Source organism: Floccifex porci, from assembly GCF_009696175.1.
GTDB classification, from domain to species: domain Bacteria; phylum Bacillota_I; class Bacilli_A; order Erysipelotrichales; family Erysipelotrichaceae; genus Floccifex; species Floccifex porci.
Window position 1 is genome coordinate 41965 of the sequence record NZ_VUMM01000007.1, and the last position, 19901, is coordinate 61865.

Sequence of the window (19901 nt, forward strand, 5' to 3'; positions counted from 1 at the left end):
TTTAGATCGTATTGATCTGGAATACTATTTTTATTCCTTCAAATCCAAAATAAGAAATTAAAAACATAAATGCACATACAAATAGTATTTTAAAACAATAAGTTACCAGCCATTGAGCTTTATAAGTTTCTTCCAGTCTCATATATTTAAATTGTGCCCATAAACAATACAAAGGAATCATAAAAATAAAACCTTGAAGTACAACAATTGTAAATGTTGGATTGGTAAAATAATAATAAACATTAGTAATTTTTAAACTGAATACATCATGTGCAAACTGTGAAATATATCGAAAAGATTCACCATTGTTTAACAATCCCATTGTACTGATAATTCCAAAGGAAAACATCAGATAGACACCATAAATTACCACTTTCCCTGCCAATGTTTTTTCATTGAGTGCAACTTTACAGGCTTGTCCAAAAGTACATAAAAAAGTAAAAAATAACCATAAACCGTATAGAATCTGATAGAATGGCAAAATCCAATATATCAGACAAAATAAAACAGAAAAGAAAAGCATAAAATTTGTAAATGTATCTACATGATCTCTTCTTCTTCGAATGTAACGAATGCCAAATGTATACATGGTAAATGGTTTAAATATTTTATATAAGAAACGAGTTGGTATTAGAATCAGTAACAATCCAATGAATAAAGCAACCCCTAGAATAACAGCAATCTCTACCATAGTACCCCCTTATTTGTCTTATATAATGATACAATAAACCAGACTGAAAACTCAAGTCCACTTTACAAATCCAATTTCTTTCAGTAAGATACCTTTGCGTATAAAGGATGGATATAATATGAAAATAATATTTTTAGATGCAGATGGAACACTTTTACACCACAGTGGAATCATTCCAGAAAGTGCTGTTAAAGCTATTAAAATGGCAAAAGAAAAGGGTCATAAAATCTGTTTATGTACAGGAAGACAGCACTGTGAATTGTATGGAGATCTATTAAACATTGATTTTGATGGAATCATTACTGGTTCTGGGAATGGTGTTTATATCAATAACAATTTATTACATGAGTCTTATTTTGATTTAAAAAGTATACAAAGACTGGTACATTTTTTTAAAGAAAACAGAATTCCTGTACTTTGTGAAACCGATCATAAAATTTATGGAAATCAGGAAGCGTATGATTATATTTTAAATTTAAAGAAAATTCATTGTGATTCTTTAAGTTTAGAAGAACAAAAGAAACATGGAGTGATGATTATCTATAAAAATTTAAATGTTTGTGATTATGATACTTTATTAAAGAAAAAAATAAATAAAGTGACTTTCTTTGATTCAAACTTAACATACAATCAGATCAAAGAAGAATTACAGAATGAATTTGATCTGGTTCCTTCTACTTTTGCTCTTTTAGGAAAAGAAAGTGGAGAAATATCTCAAAAAGGGATCACAAAAGGAACTGGTATGAAATATTTAATGGATCATTACCATATGTCCAGAAAAGATGTACTGTCGATTGGGGATAGTTATAACGATCTTCCAATGTTTGAAGAAAGTAACATCTGTATTGCAATGGGAAATGCGGATGAATATATAAAATCAGTATGTGATTATACTACAACTCCTATTTTAGAAGATGGAATCTACCATGCATTTTTGCATTTTAATCTAATATAAAAGGCAAGTCTTAGTGACTTACCTTAATTTCAGGAACTGGAATTTTCATTTCCAGTTTTTTATTTTGAATGGTTTTATTTAATTCATAAAGTGTATTCCAGTACTGTTCCAGTTCAACCCAGCAGAAAATACCAATCTCAATGTATTTTTCCTTAATATTTTCAACCACAACATTTATATCCTGATCTTTTAATACCTGATCATTTTCTATTAATACACTTTCAAAAGCAGGCAATATATCTTTAATGTCGGCCTGTAAAGAAACTGGTACGGTTATATGAATTCTTCGTATTTTATTTTTTGAATAGTTTGTGACAAATTTATTGATTACCTGTGAATTGGGTAAAATGACAATCTGATTGGATAAAGTTGTTAAAGTAACAAACATAATTTCAATATTTGTAACGGTTCCTTCTTTATCCTCAACCTGAATATAGTCTCCTACTTCGAATGGTTTTGTGAATAAGATCTGTATTCCACAGGCAACATTGGCCATATTGTCTTTTAAAGCTAAAGAAATTCCCAAGCCGATGGCTGAAAAGGAACCAACAATAATTGATATATCCACTCCCAGACTGGATAAAGCAATCACAATTGAAATCAAGCGGATCAGTACCGATGCACATGAGCCAAAAAATGTAAATACACCCTGATTGGAACTACGTCTGGATAAAGTAATGATTTTCTTTTTGACAAAGGGTCCAAGAATCCAGCCGATTAGAACAATAATGATAAATTCAGCCAGTTTATAGGCAACTGAGATCAGTCCTTCAATCGTTAACAATTTGACTCAAGATCCTTTTCTAATCGTTGTATTCCAATCTGGATACGTCGTAATGTTTCTTCTTTTCCCAGAATGTGTCCAATTTCCATAGCTCCCCCTGGGGTAAACTGTTTTCCTGAAACAGCAGTACGAACTGGCCATAAAACACGTCCATTTTTCACTTCTAATTTAGCAGGCAAACTCATTAAAGCATCCTGAATATTCTGTGCATTGGACCAATCTTCCAATTGGGATAAAACAATATAAGCTTCTTTTAATGGCTCAATTGAATTTTCTTTAGTAGTTTTCATTTTTTTATGTTTATACATTTCTAAATCATAATCTGGCAATTCTTCAAAGAAATCAATTAATGGTTCAATGTCTTCTTTCGAAATGCGTTTGATTCTAGGCTGTACTAAAGAAGCAATTTCTTTTAAATCATAAGGCTTTGTGATAATTTCTTCTAAAATTGGTTTTGCCAGTTCATAAAAAGAATCCAGATCCATTTTATTGATGTATTCCCCATTCATCCATGCCAGTTTATCAATATCGAAAATCGCTGGAGATTTAGAAATACGACTGACTTTAAAAGCCTTCAACAATTCATCCATTGTATAAATCTCCTGATCAGTTTCGGGAGACCATCCCAATAAAGCAATATAATTTATGATTGCTTCTGGCAAATATCCTTTTTTAACCAGATCCTGGAAAGAAGCATCCCCATTACGTTTGGATAACTTATGAGATTCATCTTTCATAACAGGAGGTACATGCACATAAGTGGGTCTATCCCAACCATAAGCATCGTAAATCAGATTGTATTTAGGTGTACTGGATAAATATTCATTTCCTCTTACAACATGAGTGATATTCATTGTATGATCGTCAATAATATTGGCAAAATTATAAGTTGGAAATCCATCCGATTTAATCAGGACCTGTTCTTCCAGTACATCGGCATCCACATCAATCTGTCCATACACTTCATCATAATAAGAAGTCTTTTCCACATTCTCAATGGTCTGACGAATGACATATTCTTCATTGTGATCCAATTTTTCCTGAATCTGTTCTTTTGTCAGATTCTTACATGGATCGACAAATTTAAAAGACTCTCCTGCTTCTTTTCTTTGTGCTTCCAATTCACATTCTTTACAGAAACAATAATGTGCACCATTTTTTTCAATTAAATCTAAAGCATAACCTTTATACATTGAAAGACGTTCACTTTGAATATAAGGACCATAATTTCCCCCTACATCGGGTCCTTCATCCCAATTCAATCCACATGTTTTCAATGTATCATAAATAATATCAACGGCTCCTTCTACTTTACGTCCCTGATCGGTATCTTCGATACGTAAAATAAAATCTCCACCATCTTTTTTAGCAATCAGATATTCAAATAAAGCCGTGCGTAAATTTCCTATATGCATATACCCTGTTGGGCTGGGTGCAAATCGAGTACGAACTTTTTTCATTGTATTCACTCCTTTTAACAGTTTAATTATACCTAAATGTTAATTAGTTTCAATATTTAGTTGATTTTTAAAAAAATAGTGGTATTATTATATAGCAACTTGGGGTATAGCCAAGCGGTAAGGCATCAGACTCTGAATCTGACATTTCCAAGGTTCGAATCCTTGTACCCCAGCCATTGAAAATAGAAATCTCATGCATTCATGAGATTTTTTTATTATACTGATACTATGTACTATGTTTATATACTGGAATGCTGTGACAAAAGTTTATATACTGGATATACAAATCATTTAGAAAAACGTATTAAAGCGCATAATGAAGGCAAAGGAGCCAAATATACAAAAGGAAGAAGACCGGTTTCTTTGGTTTATTTTGAATCCTTTCAGACAAAATCTGAAGCTTTAAAACGAGAATATGCAATCAAACAGTTTTCCAGAAAAAAGAAACTGGAACTGATCAAAAGTTCCATTTTAAATCCAATTAAAGATAAATTTTAAAAGGCAATTGCGATCATAAATCATAGGTGCCTCTGGAAATATAAATATCATTCGATATATATAATAGACAATCATTAGAAAACACCATAAATACAATAGTTTTATGATGTTTTTTTTCTTTTTATACAAAACTATACATAAAATAAAACAAAGAATGGTTGGTATGCACATCGCATGATAATAGAGTGAAGTCTGAATCTGTCCTTTTATTAGATAATAGAAAGAAGTCATCATATTGCATCCTGGACATGGAATTCCGGTTAATTTCTGAAAAGGACAGGAATAAAATAGAGGCACAAGGAGTGCCTCTTTATTGTGCAAATGTCTGAATATCATTTAATGTACTTTGCAGGATGCAGCAGGAAATAATTGAAAATCCAAATAAAGCCAAAACCATTGTGATAATGGAATCATCTGCAGCAACATAACCATTTGAAAAATGAAGGGCATGCAGATTCTTACAGGCTTTATAGAAGAAATAAATTGTATAAATACCACAGGTTAAAACACTCAATAATAATACATTTCCTGCTGACATAGAAGACGACTGGTTCTTACACAGAGTATCAACATCTTTAGCGATGGAATACAGCCAGTACAGCCCAAACAATCCACATGTTACAATCGATAATAATAAATATAATCCAATGCTTTTTTTCTGAATATAGACAGGATTGTTTGCGGCCTGTGTTTCTGGTTTTTGGTTGGATTTAAGATAAATACTTAAAGGTGTATTCTTTACAAATTCCCAATCTTTCATACCATTTTGCCATACATAAGTATTGGCACCAATCACTCTTTGTTCAATTAATGAAACGATTGTGGATTCATCCACCGGACCAGACTGTTCATTGTTCACATTGATGTAATACCATTGATTTCCTGATTCTTCTGACTGTTTTTCTTCTACTTTTTCTGTTTGTACTTCTTCAGCATCTTCATATAAATCACTTTTAGAATAAGGAATCCAATCTGGCATTGGTGATTTCCATACATATGTATTATTAGTGATTCTTCCCTGTTTATAGAAGTCTTTCATTTCCTGTTCAGTATATGTACCATTTGACTGATTATTTTCTACAAAATACCATTCTTTAATGGATTCTTTTTCTTCTTTTTCGATTTTTGTACCGCAATTTGGACAGAATTTTACATCATCCGAAATTTGGGCACCACATTGTTTACATATCATAATATAAAACCTCCATGTGTATTATATCATGTTTCGTTAAAATCAAAAGTTATTTGAATATTTCACATATTATAAAAAAAAGATGTTTTATTGAACACCTTTTAATTTTAATGTAAGAAGATAAGCACAAATAATTTTTAATGCATCCCCAATCAGAAATGGAATGACACAAGACATTAAACTGGCCATCAGATCCATTTTTGTTAAAAACATAAACCAGATGGTTCCAATAATGTACAATACAATTGTCCCCAGGATCATGTTTATGATTTTAAACCACGATTTTTCGACTTTTAATCCTGTAAAGAAAGCCAAAGCCAGATAACCAATAATATATCCACCTGTCATTCCAAAAAGAGTCACAAATCCACTTTTATATCCTGCAAATACTGGAAGACCAATGCATCCTAATAGAATATATAAAGCGGTGGCCATCACACCTTTTTTCCATCCTAACCAGCTTGATGTGAACATAATCATAAAAGTAGCCAGTGAAATTGGAATTTCTCCTACAGGAATGGATAAAGGAGCTATAATCGAAATACTGGCAGCCATTAAAGCAATATAAGCTATATCTTTTGTTTTCATACTTTCACCTCGAAAACAAATATATAGAAAAAAACATATATTGTCAACCTTATATTCATTATAGGTTGACGTTTACATGTACTTCCCCTGAAGATACTTTTCTTTCAATTCCATTTTCAACGATAACCAGTTCAAAATTTTCATCTATGTCTTTCGCATACACTTTGGAAAAACCAGATGGTCCTTGAATATAAACTTCCTGATTTAAGATCATACTGTGATCTTTATACTTCTGGTAATATTCTTTTTTATCCCAATGATAATAATAATTCATAAAAGAATTGATAAAATACGCCACCAGTTTATTTTTTCCGTCTTCAATTTTGGAATCGTAGATAGAACCTGCAATAGTTTCCAATTCTTTAGGAAAACCATTTTCAGGCATATAGACATTCATTCCAATGCCCATTACAACATAATCCATACATTTGTTTTCCATACTGATGGAAGCTTCCGTTAAGATTCCACATACTTTTTTCTGATTCACAAAGATATCATTGATCCATTTAATTTGTGGTTTTACATCTTTTACTTTTTCAATCGCATCACAACAAGCTACAGCTGCCATGGATGTAATATTCGTGGCTTCCATTGGTGTCTTATCATTGGGTCTTAAAAGAATAGATAAATATACTCCACTTTCATTTGGTGAATAAAATGTATGCCCTGTTCTTCCTTTTCCTTTTGATTGAAAAGAACTCACAAGAATATATCCTTCTTTTTCATTCTGATTGGCTTTTTGAACCACCATTGTATTGGTAGATGTCACTTCTTTTTCATAATGGATATCACAATGTACCTGAATGTATTTTTCAATTCCTTCTTTTGAAACAATATCATTTTCTAAAGATAAAGAATATCCTTTATTGGGTACAGCCTGAATATCATATCCTTCTTTCTGTAAAGACTTCATTGTTTTCCAGACTGCATTTCTGGAAATCTTTAATGCACTGGCAATGGCTTCGCCACTAAAAAATTGTCCACGATTCTGTTCTAATAAGGTGATAATTTTTTGTTTTGTTGTCATAATCCTCCGAAAAAAACTCGGAATCCTCCGAGTTTTACATACCAAATATTTTCAACATGAAACCAGCGGCAACGGCTGAACCAATAACACCCGCTACATTTGGTCCCATTGCGTGCATCAGTAAGAAGTTTTTTGGATTGGCTTTCTGCCCTTCTACCTGTGATACACGAGCAGCCATAGGCACAGCCGAAACCCCAGCGGAACCAATCAATGGATTGATCTTTCCACCACTTAATTTGCACATAATTTTACCAAATACCAAACCACCGATTGTACTTAACATAAATGCTAACAATCCCAACCCAATGATCATTAATGTTTCTACGGATAAGAAAGTTGCAGCATTGGCTTTACATCCAACAGACAATCCTAATGCGATGGTAACAATATTTGTTAAAGCATTTTGAGCTGTATCACTTAAACGATCCGTTACTCCACATTCTCTGAATAAGTTTCCTAACATCAGCATACCAATTAATGGAGCTGTATCCGGAATCAATAGTACAACAAAAATCATAACGGCAATTGGGAAAATAATTTTTTCCGTTTTAGAAACCGTTCTCATCTGTTTCATTTCAATTTTACGTTCTTTTTCTGTTGTGATTAATTTCATTAGTGGCGGTTGAATCATAGGAATCAATGCCATATAAGAATAAGCCGCAATGGCAATAGCAGGAAGATAGTCTTCTGCTAAACGAGAAGCAACCAGAATAGCAGTCGGTCCATCAGCTCCACCAATTACCCCAATGGCAGCTGCCACTCTAGGATCAAATCCTAAAGCAAGTGCCAGTAAGAATGCTGTAAAGATACCAAATTGAGCTGCAGCTCCCAACAATAAGGATGATGGACGTGAAATCAATGGTCCAAAATCAGTCATGGCTCCAATCCCCATAAAGATAATAGATGGGTAAATGGCATGCTGTACCCCTTGGTATACGACCCACATAAATCCAGGGCTGGATCCATCTGTCGGTGGATTCAAAATTCCTGTTCCTGGAAAGTTACAGAATAAGATACCAATTGCGATTGGAATCAATAAAAGTGGTTCATATTTTTTCTTGATTCCCATGTACAATAACACACACGCAATTAAAATCATGATCAATTGTCTTGGATCTGAGAAAAGACCGGCAAATCCACTGGATCCAAGAATTTTAGATAAAATCCCGAAAAATGATATATCCATAGTCTCACCTCTATTGTAACGTTGCTAAAACAGCATCTGTCTGTACAGAAGCACCTTTAGAAACAACAACAGAAGTAATAGTCCCATCTTTAGGCGCTACAATTTCATTTTCCATTTTCATGGCTTCCAATACAAATAAAATATCTCCGGCTTTTACTTTTTGTCCATTTGATACATTTACCTGTAAAATTGTACCTGGCATTGGTGCTTTAACAGGTTCGCCATCACCAGAGGCTGCTGGAGCTGCTGGCTGTTGTGCTGGAGCCTGCTGTACAGGAGCAGGTTGTACAGGAGCTGGCTGATCTTTTACCAGACCCATAAAACTTGCAGTGGCTTGCCCTTTTTCTACTTCTACTTCATATTTTTTTCCATTCAACGTAATGACATATTTCATGCTAGTTATCCTCCAATAATCGAATCTTCTTAAAAATCAGGTTTTCCAGTGGAATCTGAGTTTCATCACTGATGATGGCCATAATACAGGCAGCAGTTTTTTCATCAACATCAATTAATTGAATTTCCCCAGTATATTCAATATTTGTTTTCTTTTCGACTGGTTTTTCTTCTACTTTAACAGGTTCTTCCACTTTTTTAGGTGTCATCATTTCAACCAGTTTACTTAATACATTAATAATAAGCATTAAGATAGCCAGCATAATGAAGACAGTTGTAAATCCATAGAGTGCAATTTTTAAACCCTGAGTCACTGTCAATGATTCAATCATAGTTATTCAACCTCTCTAATTGTATATTTCGCAACTAAAGCTTTCTTTTCTTCTCTTTCTTTAAAGAATTTTTCTGCAATCTGAGGGAATAAAACATAACTTAATACGGTTTCTTCATTTTTCGCATACGCTCCTAGTCGACTAACCGCTTCTGACATTTCATTTTTGATCGTATCTGCATAACGACCTTCAATTGGTTTTTCACCATTTAAAGCTTTTTCCTGTAATTCTTTATTGATTTCACCTGGAGCTTTTCCATATTCTCCACGTAAATACGCTTTTACTTCTTTAGAAATATAATTGTATCTACCACCATATAATACGTTCATTACCGCTTGTACACCTACCATTTGTGACATAGGTGTTACCAGAGGTGGATATCCTAAGTCTTTACGAACATTTGGTGTTTCTTCCAGTACTTCATCTAAACGATCCAATGCATTCTGAGCTGTTAACTGAGCAATTAAATTGGATAACATTCCCCCAGGAATCTGATAATTTAATGCATCAATATTTGTACCCATTACTTTTGGATTCAACATTCCTTCATCTAAGAATTTCTGTTTTACAGGAACAAAATGGTCGTTGATCAATTTTAACTTATCAAAATCCAATCCAGTATCGTAACCCATTTCATTTAAAGCATATACAGTGGATTCTGTTGCTGGCTGACTTGTTCCCCCACTTAAGCAGGAAATAGCAGTATCAATGACATCTACACCGGCTTCAACTGCTTTTAAATAAGTCATCTGTCCCAAACCTGTTGTAGAATGTGTATGCAGTACAATAGGAATGCTTACATTTTTCTTTAAAGCACTGACTAAATCATAAGCTACCTGTGGAGTCATGATCCCAGCCATATCTTTAATACAGATAGAATGACATCCCATTTCTTCCAGCTGTTTTCCTAAATTCACAAACATTTCCAGTGTATGAATTGGACTTGTTGTATAACAGATGGTACCTTGTGCATGCCCACCTGCTTTGATGCATTCATCAACCGCTACACGAATGTTTGTATAGTCATTTAACGCATCAAAAATACGAATAATATCAATTCCATTTTTAATCGAATCACGAACAAAAGCTCTTACCGTTGCATCGGAATAATGGTGATATCCTAAAATATTCTGTCCACGCAATAACATCTGCAATTTTGTATTTTTTACTTTTGAACGAATAAAACGTAATCTTTCCCATGGATCTTCATCCAGGTAACGAAGACAAGAATCAAATGTTGCACCACCCCAGCATTCTAATGAATGATAACCGGCTTGATCCATCGTTTCTAAAATATCTTCAAAATCAGAACGTGGCATACGTGTTGCAATCAAAGATTGTTGTGCATCTCGTAAAACAGTTTCCGTAATCTTTATTTGTTTCATAATTTCCACTCTTTCTATTTTTTAAAACAAATTTCAGATAGATAACTATCCGCTATGCCATACACATTATCACATTTTTATTACATTTTTAAGTCTTTTTTCACCTTTTTTATCAAAATAATTTTTTTGTTATTTTGGTAAATTTTGTAAGTGCTTACAAAAAAGTAGAGTTTTTACACTCTACTTTTTTATACCCGAAATAACTTTTCTTTTAAAAGGATCGTAAGCTAAAATCATATTTTCACAACGATAGACAGAAAGGATTTTCTTCAGTTCTGCATCAATAAATTGACTGGAAATGTCCTTGCACTCTTTTAAAATTTCTTTATTAAACTGTATAGTATGACTGTTTTCCATACAGGCAATGTATAAAATCTGAGCCTCTACCAGATCCTGAAACATATGAGAACCAAAAGACAATTCTGGCATATACCCCACTTTACTGTAGGCTACTTCCATTATGGCATTGAATTCACTGATTTCGGCAAATGAAACAGGAAGTCCTAATTCCGGAGAAGACGTACCAATGCGTCCTGGTGTAATCAGAATCAGATGAAGCCCTTTATCTTTAAAATACTGATTGATTTTACCAACAGCTCTGGCAACATTGGGTTTCTTGACATATTCCAGTGAATAATATTCATAAGGGTCTATATAGACAATAATATCAATATCTATATTTACTGAATTCCCCATAACATTCTTATCAATTTCAAAGAATATATCTTCATTTGGTAAATCCGGTAAAGAAACATTCTTTTTCTGTAGGGCCTGTAATGGACGACATTGCAGTAAATTTATATAAAATTCCCCCGTTTGAGAAACATTGACCGTATATTCAATATCCACTGGTGTTCCATATTCTTTCTGCAGCGTCTGAAGGATGGTGTGCATAGTCTCAATAAATTCTTTATTTTCAACCAGTTTCTGACAATCCGCAAATAAAACTTCACGATACATACCTCGATCTCTAAAATTCCATTCGGCATCGGTATCATGAGAAAACAATAACTGTTTATGCCATGGCAGGATTTCTGGAAGAATGGTTTCGATGCGCTTACTGACGACATCAAAACTGTCAAAGGACAATACATCCATTTTTCTTTGGGAATAACGATGCCGGCTGCTGCTGGAAGTATACATCGATAAAGAAGGTTTATCCAGATTCACCAGTCTTGGATAGTCTCCTGGTGTTCGATCCACAGCACGTGTACCAAGACCTGCCACTAAACGCAACATTCCGGCATTGGGATCCAGTTCATCCGACCATGGATAACTGTTATACGAATAACCAACTCCAGCAGCCATCGGAAAATAATAGTTTCCTAAATGAGACCCGGATACTCTTTGAATCAGTAAAGCCATCTGCTCATCGCTATCCAATAGATTTCTTCTTCGTCTATATTCTAAAGCACTGCTGGACATAGTGGATGCATAGACGATACGAATGGCTTTTTCAAATGTTAATAACCGATCTTCCAATGTATCTCCACTGACACAGAATACCGATTCATATTTCCCCGCAAAAGCATTGCCAAAACCATCTTCCAGAAAAGAACTGCTTCGTACAATGATCGGACATGTACCATAATAATCTATTAATCGTTTAAACTGCTGACGAATAAAGACTGGAAAACTTCCCGACAAAAGACGGTCCTGTATTTCTTTTGCCAGTTCCATATTTTCAGGATCGGCTTTGTGCTGGATCCATAAATTCCAGAATCCATTATGAATAATATATGTATAAAAAATATCGGATCCTACATAATAAGAATCATGCGGTTCTAAATGTTTTGCCACTTCTTCACAATTATTGATGATAATTTTTGTAGCTACTAACATCCCACACGCTTTCCCACCAATTTTTCCTGTTCCGATCATTCTAGAATGAAGCTGAATAAAATCTCGATTTTTAAAATTTTTAATGATCAGTTTTTTCATTCTTTCATCATCGCTCATCAGCATAGAACACATTTTTTCTTTATCTTCAGGAACCAGCTCTTTTCTTGAATAATTCAGCTGCATCAAAGAAAAAAAGCGATCCCAGGAATCCTGCAGCTGTTCTGCAGGTCCAGATTGTTCCACGGCTGCATAATATTTTGCCAGAGAGGTCGAATATGTCAAAGGATGAAAACTCAGATCTTCATCAATGCGATGGGTCAAAAACATTTGGGCATTGTATCGATTCTCTACTTTTAATGGCGTTAAATAATAGTGGTTATCTGCATAAAAAACATCTAAAAAAATCTGTGTACTTTCTCGTATCTGATTGATACAGTCATACGAATGTGCCCCTCTTCGTAAAGGAATTAAAGTAATCCCCTGAACTCGAGTAAAAATCGGACAAGATACATTAATAAAATTCTGCAGCATTAAATCTGTATTCCAGTAATCACTTAATATCGAAATATTATCAAATATAAATAAGGAACCTTTTTTCGCTTCTGTGGCAATTTTATAAATCTGAACCGAAAAAGATTCAAATCCTTCATTTGGATCCAATTGATGCACAAACACATTTCCTAAATTTTTTAACATCGGTTTGTGCTCTCCAAATCGAATATAATGAATGTCTCTTTGATCTTCAATTGCCTGAATCACAAATTGTTTTGCGAAAAAACGAAAATATTCAAGATTTAATACACGAAAGACAATATTATCTCCTTTTCTTACATAATCCAGTTTCTGATCCAAACCTTTAAAACCAGAAGAAACATATAAATTTTCAAGCATAATTTTCTCCTATAAATAATCCAGTAATTCCATTAAATCGGATATGACCACTTTATTTTTCTTTTTTAATACTTCTTCACTTTGATGTCCATTTGAAAATAGAATACAATACACATTCATCGCATCCGCTGTATCTTTATCATGATCGGTATCGCCTATAAAAAGACATTCTTCTGGATCTAAATTTCTTTTTTGAATCCACTGTTTTCCATATTCCACTTTACTGATAGCATGAATGGTATGAGTGCCAATGATATCCGAAAAAAAAGGAGCAATTCCATAATACTGAACCTGTTCGATTAAATTCTTATAATGAGAAGCGGATAAAATGGAACAGTTAATCTGTCTTTCTTTTAATTCCTTTAACAATTCAACGGTATGATGCATTAAATGACATTCTTTATATCTTTTTGAATAGATCTTTGTGAATTGTGTAGAAATGTCTTCAAAAGAATGATTTTTAAAATCAAATCCAATTTTTTCATAATAATGAATCACAGGAAAACAGAAACAATTTCTATATTCTTTTAGATCAATCTGTCTTAATCCTCTTTCTAAAAATAAATCATTTTCAATTTCTAAAGACAATTGTGTATCATCAATTAAAGTGCCATTCCAATCAAATATTATATTTTTTATCATACTTCCATTGTATCAAAAAAAAGCGACAGAGTCGCTTTATTCTTTATCTTCTTTTATGATCTTACGAAGATTATTAAAAATCACATCATGCAGTTTATCGGAAACATCTTCTGCTTTATCAATGGTTTTCTTTAATGTTTCACTCTGTCTGAAATCATCAATTTTTTTAGAAGATTTATCGATAAAAGACTGAATCGATTCATTATTTTTAATCGATTCTGCACTGGAAGACACAAAAGAATTAATTTTTTCATTTGAAGAAATTGCTTCTTTAACATTGGATAAAACCTGAATGGATTGTTCTTTTGCCTTATTCAAAATATCCTGAATCGTATCTGGATCGGTATAATCCTTTATTTTTTCTTTTGCTTCCTGATAGATCTGTTCAATGCGATCCTTAGAAGTATCAAAAATATCCTCCTGTTCTTCTGTTTCCATGATATCTTCTTCCTCTTCATTTACAGGAATATCAGGAATTTTAAATTCTTCATTATTTTCTGACATAGTCTTTTCCTCCTTTAATATATAGAACCATTCCATATGGTTTCTATTTCATCTTTAGTGATATATCCACAATCTTCCATACAGACCAGAACATTATACTGTCTTTGTTTGGCATTCTGGTAATGATCGGATAACTGATAATACCCTGGCAAATTGGGAATGCCTGCTAAAATTGTACTTTGTTCCATACTTAGCTGATAAGGAAGTACATTAAAATAATTGGTTGCAGCTTCATAAATACCCTGATTGTTGTCTCCATAATTAATTATATTCACATATACCGCAAAAATCTCCTCTTTTGTATAATTTTTTTCCAGTTCCCAGGCCATCCACATCTGACATCCTTTGGTCAACAGACTGGATTCATACATATGATATAAATTCTTTGCGGTCTGCTGGGTAATTGTAGATCCTCCACTTTTCAAAAAATCATCGTCTACCTGTGAAACAATGGCTCTTAAAACACCGATAAAATCCACTCCTCCATGAATATAATAGCGTCGATCTTCAATGGCAATGGTTGCTTTTACTAAAGAATCAGGTAAAGCATCGAAAGGAACAAAGTTTTCTTTATGCATCGTTTCCTCCATTAACGTTACAATAGAAGTCTGATTCTGATAGGTTTCATACATTTGATAACATTTATACATATAACCACTTATTGTTAAAGCAATCACAATTGTAATCAAAAGGATCACATTTCGTATCTTCTTCATACTTTAAGTATACCTAAAAACAAAAAAGAGTTCCATTGGAAACTCTTTTGACATTATCGATTCTGATTAACACTTTTCATGATTTGACGAATCTGTGCTTCAGAAGGTTTTCTTCCCATCTGTAAAAACATAGCACGAATCATCTTTTCGTTAATAGGTGGATTTTCTTTCAATTGTTTTTCAAATTTTTTCTTTGTGAAATAAAATCCTAGAAGTCCTCCAATAATTGCACCCACCAATGTGTACATTATTGATGATAAAATATCCATATAATCAACCTCACTATCTATTTGCTATTCTACTATTTTTTATACAATTTTACAACTACATTCTATGATTCCATGTCAAATAATGAGATTTGAATCTCTTTATGTTGTTCATTTTCAATCCATTCTCCCTTTTTTATTTCTTCTAAATTCTCAATCCATTCAAAAGAATTTAATTTACCAAACGGGTTTGAAAAAGTAGCCTGTTCATTCATAATTGGAATCTCTTTGGCTTCAAAAGTATACAAATCTTGTGAATAGATTGTAAATGTATATTTTGGTTCACAATAGAAAATTTTTGAAATCAAACTTGGATTGGATTTAACCAGTTTACAGATACGATTTCCTTTTGCTGGACGTTTTAAAGAAACTATATCTTTTGTTTTCATGCGTTTCATTTGTGCCTGTGAAGTCACAATTAAAAACTGTCCATCTGTAAAATTTCCAATGGCAATATCGGCAATGCAGTCATCTTTTTGAAGATTCATGGATTTGACCCCTTTTGTTTTTCCACTGACCTGCGGAATTTGAGAAACTTCATACTGGAAAGCATATCCCATTTCACTGATAATACAGATGAAATCTTCTGGATGAGAAGATACTTTTGCACAGATCATTTCATCCATTGATCCAACTTTCATAATGGCCATTGTTTTATTGTGTCGTGTACTGGATAAATCTTTTAAAGAAGTTCGTTTGATCATTCCATATTTTGTTGCACAAATGATCTGAACATTTAAATCAAAATCCGATATTAAATAAGCGGAAATCACCTTTTCCTGATTTTCCATTTTTATATACGAACTTAAATGAGATCCTAAATCTTTCCATTTTGCTTCTTCTATTTCATAAATATTTAAATAGCCATAATTCCCTTTATTGGTAAAAAATAATAGGGTCTGAAGCGTACTGGCCTGTCCATAGGCAATCAGATGATCACTGTCTTTATGATTTGTGATGGCTTCACTACTGGATTTATAAGAACGTAAAGATACTTTCTTTACATATCCATCATAAGTAATGGGAACCATTACCTGTTCATCGGCAATCATCGCTTTATGATCAATGACAATTTCCTGAATATCATTTTCAATGTCACTTAATCTTGGTGTGATAAAATCCTGATTGACTTCTTTTAATTCTTTAATAATGACAGAAGCCATTTTTTCTTGAGAAGATAAAATCTGTTTTAATTCTTTAATTTGTTTATTTAACTGTTCATTCTCTTTTTGAAGTTCAAATACATCCGTATTTGTCAAACGATACAGACGCATTATGACAATGGCTTCTGCCTGATTCTGACTGAATTGGAATCTTTGAATTAAATTGTTTTTGGCATCATTTTTATCTTTTGATTTTCGAATAATTCTTACAATTTCATCCATTACAGAAACTGCTTTGATCAGACCTTCTACAATATGAGCTCTTTCCATTTTCTGTTTTAATTCAAACTGACTTCTTCTTGTTACTACCTGTTTACGATGTTCAATAAAAGAATCCATTGCCTGAATTAAACCCATTTGAACCGGTGAATGATTGTCAATGGCAATCATATTATAGTTATAAGAAATCTGCAGATCGGTATTCTTATATAAATAATTCAGTATAGCTTCCTGGTTAGCTTCTTTTTTGATATCCAGTACAATACGAAGACCATTTCGATCGCTTTCATCTCTTACATCTAATAAACCATCTATTTTTTTATTTAAACGAATTTCATCTATTTTTTTCACCAGATTGCTTTTGATGACTTCATAAGGAATTTCATAGATGATAATTTTTTGAATGGTTTTCGTTTCTTCAATTTTTACTTTGGAACGAATAATGACTTTTCCTTTTCCTGTTTCAAAAGCCTGAACGATTCCCTGTTTCCCCATTACGATTCCACCCGTTGGAAAATCAGGACCTTTCACAAAATTCATAATTTCCTGTAAAGTACAATCCGGATTCTGGATACGATAAATGCAGCCTGAAATGACTTCATTTAAATTATGAGGGGGAATATTGGTCGCATATCCTGCGGCAATTCCTGATATCCCATTGATCAGTAAATTTGGAAAACGGGCAGGTAAAACGGTTGGTTCCAGTTTTTCATCAGAAAAATTTGGGCTCCATTCCACGGTATCTTTTTCAATATCCATTAATAGATAATTTGCGATTTTTGATAAACGAGCTTCCGTATAACGCATGGCAGCAGCTGGATCGTCATCAATGGACCCATTGTTTCCCTGCATATCAATTAAAGGATTGGCAATTTTCCAGTCCTGTGACATACGAACCATCGCATCGTAAACAGAACTATCGCCATGAGGATGATAATTTCCAATTACATTTCCTACCGTTTTTGCCGATTTATGATAAGGACGATTGTATGTATTGTTGTCTTCATACATCGCATACAGAATACGTCTTTGTACCGGTTTTAATCCATCTCTAGCATCTGGTAAAGCACGATTCTGAATGATGTATTTTGAATAGCGGCTGAAACGATCCGCTAGTATTTCTTCTAAGGAGTTTTTTAAAATATGTTCTTTTATTGGTTCTTTTTTAGCCATTTTAGATACCTACCTCCTTATAATTGTCTTCTAAGGTAAAGATAACATTATCCTCTATCCAGTTTCTTCTCAATTCAGCTTTATCTCCCATCAGTTCACTGACTCGTTTTTCAGCCATCATCGCATTTTCCAGAGTTACACATAATAAAGTACGTGTTTCTGGATTCATCGTGGTTTCCCACAATTGAGAAGCATTCATCTCTCCCAATCCTTTATAGCGGGTAATGGTATATCCATTTTTAAATTCCTGTTTTTTCTCTTCCAATTCTTCATCGCTGTATAAATAATATTCCTTTTTTCCTTTTGCGATGCGATATAAAGGAGGCAAGGCAATGTATAACATTTCATGTTCAATCAGTCCACGCATATGTCGATAAAAGAAAGTCAGCAATAAATTCTGAATGTGAGCTCCATCATCATCGGCATCAGTCATAATAATAACTTTATAGTAATTTGAATCTTCTGCTACAAAATTTGAACCTACCCCAGCGGATAAAGCATGAATGATCGTATTCAATTCTTCATTTTTTTCAATGGCATCCATACTGGCTTTTTCCGTATTTAATACCTTTCCACGTAAAGGCAGGATTGCCTGGTATTTGGAATCTCTTCCCTGTTTGGCTGAACCACCAGCCGAATCCCCTTCGACCAGAAACAATTCTTTTTTACGGGCATCCTTGCTTTGTGCACTTGCCAGTTTACCCGATAAGACACGTTCCGTTTTATTTTTTCCTTTTCCTTTACGTGCCTCTTCTCTTGCCTTACGTGCAGCATTACGGGCATTGGCTGCCTTGATCATCTTTCGTACCAGTGTGTTGGCAATTTCTTTATTTTCCTCCAGGAAATATCTTAAATATTCACTGACAACATTATCAGTAGCTGTCTTAGCTTCTGGAGTTCCTAATTTTTCTTTGGTCTGTCCTTCAAACTGCAGAAACTGTTCCGGTATGGTCAGATTTATCACCAGACACAAACCTTCTCGAACATCGTTTCCTTCAAATCCTTTTTCTTTTTCTTTCAATAAACCATTTTTTCTGGCATATTCATTGAATATTTTCGTAAACGCCTGTTTGGCCCCCATTTCATGAGTTCCCCCATCACGTGTACGAACCATATTCGCAAAAGAAAATATATTTTCCTGATAATCATCGGTATATTGAAAACATCCCTTTACCATGATCCCATTGGTTTCTGATGAAAAACTGACTGGGTCATGCATTGGAACATGATCACTGTTAATTTCCTCTACAAAGGCTTTTAAACCATCTTCATACTGATAAATGACTTCTCTTTTTTCTTTTCTAAGATCGGTCACAATAATTTTTAACCCTTTTAATAAAAAAGCACTTTCCTGAGCTCTTTCACATATTTTTGTATAAGAAAAAGTGGTATTTTTAAAGATTTTTGGATCCGGTTTAAACGTAACAATACTTCCCGTTCTTTTACTGCTTCCTTCATGGATAAGCTTTCCAATTTTCTTTCCTCCATCAGAAAACTCCATAGACCACATATCTTTTCCATCGTGAACAATAACCTTGCACCAGCTGCACAGTGCATTGACAACACTGGCCCCAACTCCATGAAGACCTCCTGCACTCTGATATCCACCCTGGGATGTAAATTTACCTCCTGCATGAAGAACAGTAAAAATAACCTGTAAAGCACTGACCCCGGATTTATGTTTTCCTACTGGCATTCCTCGTCCATGGTCTTCTACACTGACCGACTGATCTTTATTTAATGTGATATGGATTTCATTCCCATAACCATTTAAAGCTTCATCAATGGCATTATCCAGAATTTCCCAAACCAAATGGTGAAGTCCTCTTGTATCGGTCGAACCGATATACATACCTGGTCTTTTTCGAACGGCATCCAATCCTTCTAATATCACTATACTATCCTGATTGTATTGATTGTCTGGCATGATCTCATCCTTTCATGTCGAATAAAAAAGAGAATTATTTAAAATTCCCTTTTAATAATAAATGAAT

Annotated in this window: 20 protein-coding genes and 1 tRNA gene; 3 read left to right on the forward strand and 18 right to left on the reverse strand. The window is 33.6% G+C overall.

The annotated features are described in order from the left end of the window. Nucleotide 1: 1 nt before the first annotated feature. On the reverse strand, nt 2-691 hold the full coding sequence (locus FYJ50_RS05060; RefSeq protein ID WP_154460003.1) for a hypothetical protein: 690 nt from the start codon (nt 689-691) through the stop codon (nt 2-4). A 118-nt stretch (nt 692-809) separates the two neighbouring features. Here FYJ50_RS05060 and FYJ50_RS05065 point away from each other — a divergent pair, with 118 nt between their 5' ends. Beyond that, nucleotides 810-1646 carry an HAD family hydrolase gene (locus tag FYJ50_RS05065; protein ID WP_154460004.1) on the forward strand — a complete coding sequence of 279 codons (837 nt, stop codon included), beginning with the start codon at nt 810-812 and terminating at the stop codon, nt 1644-1646. 10 nt (nt 1647-1656) lie between these two features. On the opposite strand, the gene FYJ50_RS05070 is transcribed toward FYJ50_RS05065, so the two are convergent. Together FYJ50_RS05070 and gltX are read right to left on the reverse strand one after the other, a co-directional pair. After that, nucleotides 1657-2430 (reverse strand): mechanosensitive ion channel family protein, encoded by a 774-nt coding sequence (locus FYJ50_RS05070; protein WP_154460005.1) that lies wholly within the window; start codon nt 2428-2430, stop codon nt 1657-1659. Then, entirely contained in the window at nt 2424-3890 is a 1467-nt protein-coding gene (gltX, locus tag FYJ50_RS05075) for a glutamate--tRNA ligase (protein ID WP_154460006.1), read from the reverse strand. Before gltX ends, FYJ50_RS05070 begins: the two co-directional genes overlap by 7 nt. A 100-nt stretch (nt 3891-3990) precedes the next feature. On the opposite strand from gltX, the gene FYJ50_RS05080 reads away from it, so the two are divergent. Together FYJ50_RS05080 and FYJ50_RS05085 are read left to right on the forward strand one after the other, a co-directional pair. Continuing rightward, a tRNA-Gln gene (locus tag FYJ50_RS05080) sits at nt 3991-4066 on the forward strand. A gap of 52 nt (nt 4067-4118) precedes the next feature. Then, on the forward strand, nt 4119-4388 hold the full coding sequence (locus FYJ50_RS05085) for a GIY-YIG nuclease family protein (protein ID WP_154460007.1): 270 nt from the start codon (nt 4119-4121) through the stop codon (nt 4386-4388). Here the strand turns inward: FYJ50_RS05085 and FYJ50_RS10910 are convergent. The 15 genes from FYJ50_RS10910 to parE all read right to left on the reverse strand — a co-directional run bounded on the left by FYJ50_RS10910 (nt 4362) and on the right by parE (nt 19834). Beyond that, nucleotides 4362-4724, reverse strand: coding sequence for a DUF2752 domain-containing protein (locus tag FYJ50_RS10910; RefSeq protein ID WP_154460008.1), 363 nt, complete (start codon nt 4722-4724; stop codon nt 4362-4364). The genes FYJ50_RS05085 and FYJ50_RS10910 overlap by 27 nt on opposite strands. Further along, entirely contained in the window at nt 4699-5580 is an 882-nt protein-coding gene (locus tag FYJ50_RS05095; RefSeq protein WP_154460009.1) for a GYF domain-containing protein, read from the reverse strand. Before FYJ50_RS05095 ends, FYJ50_RS10910 begins: the two co-directional genes overlap by 26 nt. Nucleotides 5581-5667: 87 nt before the next feature. Further along, a complete protein-coding gene (locus tag FYJ50_RS05100) occupies nt 5668-6168 on the reverse strand; it encodes a biotin transporter BioY (protein ID WP_154460010.1) in 501 nt (166 codons plus the stop codon). 58 nt (nt 6169-6226) lie between these two features. After that, nucleotides 6227-7195, reverse strand: a complete 969-nt coding sequence (locus tag FYJ50_RS05105) for a biotin--[acetyl-CoA-carboxylase] ligase (RefSeq protein WP_154460011.1) — start codon at nt 7193-7195, stop codon at nt 6227-6229. A 34-nt stretch (nt 7196-7229) separates the two neighbouring features. Then, a complete protein-coding gene (locus FYJ50_RS05110) occupies nt 7230-8381 on the reverse strand; it encodes a sodium ion-translocating decarboxylase subunit beta (RefSeq protein WP_154460012.1) in 1152 nt (383 codons plus the stop codon). A gap of 10 nt (nt 8382-8391) precedes the next feature. Further along, a complete protein-coding gene (locus tag FYJ50_RS05115; RefSeq protein WP_154460013.1) occupies nt 8392-8775 on the reverse strand; it encodes a biotin/lipoyl-containing protein in 384 nt (127 codons plus the stop codon). Nucleotide 8776: 1 nt separating this feature from the next. Next, a complete protein-coding gene (locus FYJ50_RS05120; protein ID WP_154460014.1) occupies nt 8777-9106 on the reverse strand; it encodes an OadG family protein in 330 nt (109 codons plus the stop codon). Between the two features lie 2 nt (nt 9107-9108). After that, nucleotides 9109-10491 (reverse strand): pyruvate carboxylase subunit B, encoded by a 1383-nt coding sequence (locus FYJ50_RS05125; protein WP_154460015.1) that lies wholly within the window; start codon nt 10489-10491, stop codon nt 9109-9111. A gap of 180 nt (nt 10492-10671) precedes the next feature. Then, nucleotides 10672-13224 carry a PEP/pyruvate-binding domain-containing protein gene (locus FYJ50_RS05130; protein ID WP_154460016.1) on the reverse strand — a complete coding sequence of 851 codons (2553 nt, stop codon included), beginning with the start codon at nt 13222-13224 and terminating at the stop codon, nt 10672-10674. 9 nt (nt 13225-13233) lie between these two features. Further along, on the reverse strand, nt 13234-13866 hold the full coding sequence (locus FYJ50_RS05135; RefSeq protein ID WP_154460017.1) for an HAD family hydrolase: 633 nt from the start codon (nt 13864-13866) through the stop codon (nt 13234-13236). Nucleotides 13867-13902: 36 nt separating this feature from the next. Next, nucleotides 13903-14370: a hypothetical protein gene (locus FYJ50_RS05140; protein WP_154460018.1), complete on the reverse strand. Its 468-nt coding sequence runs from the start codon at nt 14368-14370 to the stop codon at nt 13903-13905. Between the two features lie 14 nt (nt 14371-14384). Continuing rightward, entirely contained in the window at nt 14385-15086 is a 702-nt protein-coding gene (locus FYJ50_RS05145) for a biosynthetic peptidoglycan transglycosylase (RefSeq protein WP_154460019.1), read from the reverse strand. A gap of 53 nt (nt 15087-15139) precedes the next feature. Next, nucleotides 15140-15355, reverse strand: a complete 216-nt coding sequence (locus FYJ50_RS05150; protein ID WP_154460020.1) for a YneF family protein — start codon at nt 15353-15355, stop codon at nt 15140-15142. A gap of 62 nt (nt 15356-15417) precedes the next feature. Next, nucleotides 15418-17907, reverse strand: a complete 2490-nt coding sequence (gene parC / locus FYJ50_RS05155) for a DNA topoisomerase IV subunit A (protein ID WP_154460021.1) — start codon at nt 17905-17907, stop codon at nt 15418-15420. A gap of 1 nt (nt 17908) precedes the next feature. Then, complete coding sequence (gene parE, locus FYJ50_RS05160; protein WP_154460022.1) at nt 17909-19834, reverse strand: DNA topoisomerase IV subunit B; 1926 nt, start codon at nt 19832-19834, stop codon at nt 17909-17911. Between the last annotated feature and the right edge of the window lie 67 nt (nt 19835-19901).

Coding starts and splice junctions, on each gene's coding strand:
- FYJ50_RS05065 (WP_154460004.1), top strand. CDS start 810: ATGAAAATAATATTTTTAGATGCAGATGGAACACTTTTACACCACAGT.
- FYJ50_RS05150 (WP_154460020.1), bottom strand. CDS start 15,355: ATGGATATTTTATCATCAATAATGTACACATTGGTGGGTGCAATTATT.
- FYJ50_RS05140 (WP_154460018.1), bottom strand. CDS start 14,370: ATGTCAGAAAATAATGAAGAATTTAAAATTCCTGATATTCCTGTAAAT.
- FYJ50_RS05085 (WP_154460007.1), top strand. CDS start 4,119: ATGTACTATGTTTATATACTGGAATGCTGTGACAAAAGTTTATATACT.
- FYJ50_RS05105 (WP_154460011.1), bottom strand. CDS start 7,195: ATGACAACAAAACAAAAAATTATCACCTTATTAGAACAGAATCGTGGA.
- FYJ50_RS05095 (WP_154460009.1), bottom strand. CDS start 5,580: ATGATATGTAAACAATGTGGTGCCCAAATTTCGGATGATGTAAAATTC.
- gltX (WP_154460006.1), bottom strand. CDS start 3,890: ATGAAAAAAGTTCGTACTCGATTTGCACCCAGCCCAACAGGGTATATG.
- FYJ50_RS05100 (WP_154460010.1), bottom strand. CDS start 6,168: ATGAAAACAAAAGATATAGCTTATATTGCTTTAATGGCTGCCAGTATT.
- FYJ50_RS05120 (WP_154460014.1), bottom strand. CDS start 9,106: ATGATTGAATCATTGACAGTGACTCAGGGTTTAAAAATTGCACTCTAT.
- FYJ50_RS05145 (WP_154460019.1), bottom strand. CDS start 15,086: ATGAAGAAGATACGAAATGTGATCCTTTTGATTACAATTGTGATTGCT.
- FYJ50_RS05125 (WP_154460015.1), bottom strand. CDS start 10,491: ATGAAACAAATAAAGATTACGGAAACTGTTTTACGAGATGCACAACAA.
- FYJ50_RS05130 (WP_154460016.1), bottom strand. CDS start 13,224: ATGCTTGAAAATTTATATGTTTCTTCTGGTTTTAAAGGTTTGGATCAG.
- parE (WP_154460022.1), bottom strand. CDS start 19,834: ATGCCAGACAATCAATACAATCAGGATAGTATAGTGATATTAGAAGGA.
- FYJ50_RS05060 (WP_154460003.1), bottom strand. CDS start 691: ATGGTAGAGATTGCTGTTATTCTAGGGGTTGCTTTATTCATTGGATTG.
- parC (WP_154460021.1), bottom strand. CDS start 17,907: ATGGCTAAAAAAGAACCAATAAAAGAACATATTTTAAAAAACTCCTTA.
- FYJ50_RS05115 (WP_154460013.1), bottom strand. CDS start 8,775: ATGAAATATGTCATTACGTTGAATGGAAAAAAATATGAAGTAGAAGTA.
- FYJ50_RS05135 (WP_154460017.1), bottom strand. CDS start 13,866: ATGATAAAAAATATAATATTTGATTGGAATGGCACTTTAATTGATGAT.
- FYJ50_RS05110 (WP_154460012.1), bottom strand. CDS start 8,381: ATGGATATATCATTTTTCGGGATTTTATCTAAAATTCTTGGATCCAGT.
- FYJ50_RS10910 (WP_154460008.1), bottom strand. CDS start 4,724: ATGATATTCAGACATTTGCACAATAAAGAGGCACTCCTTGTGCCTCTA.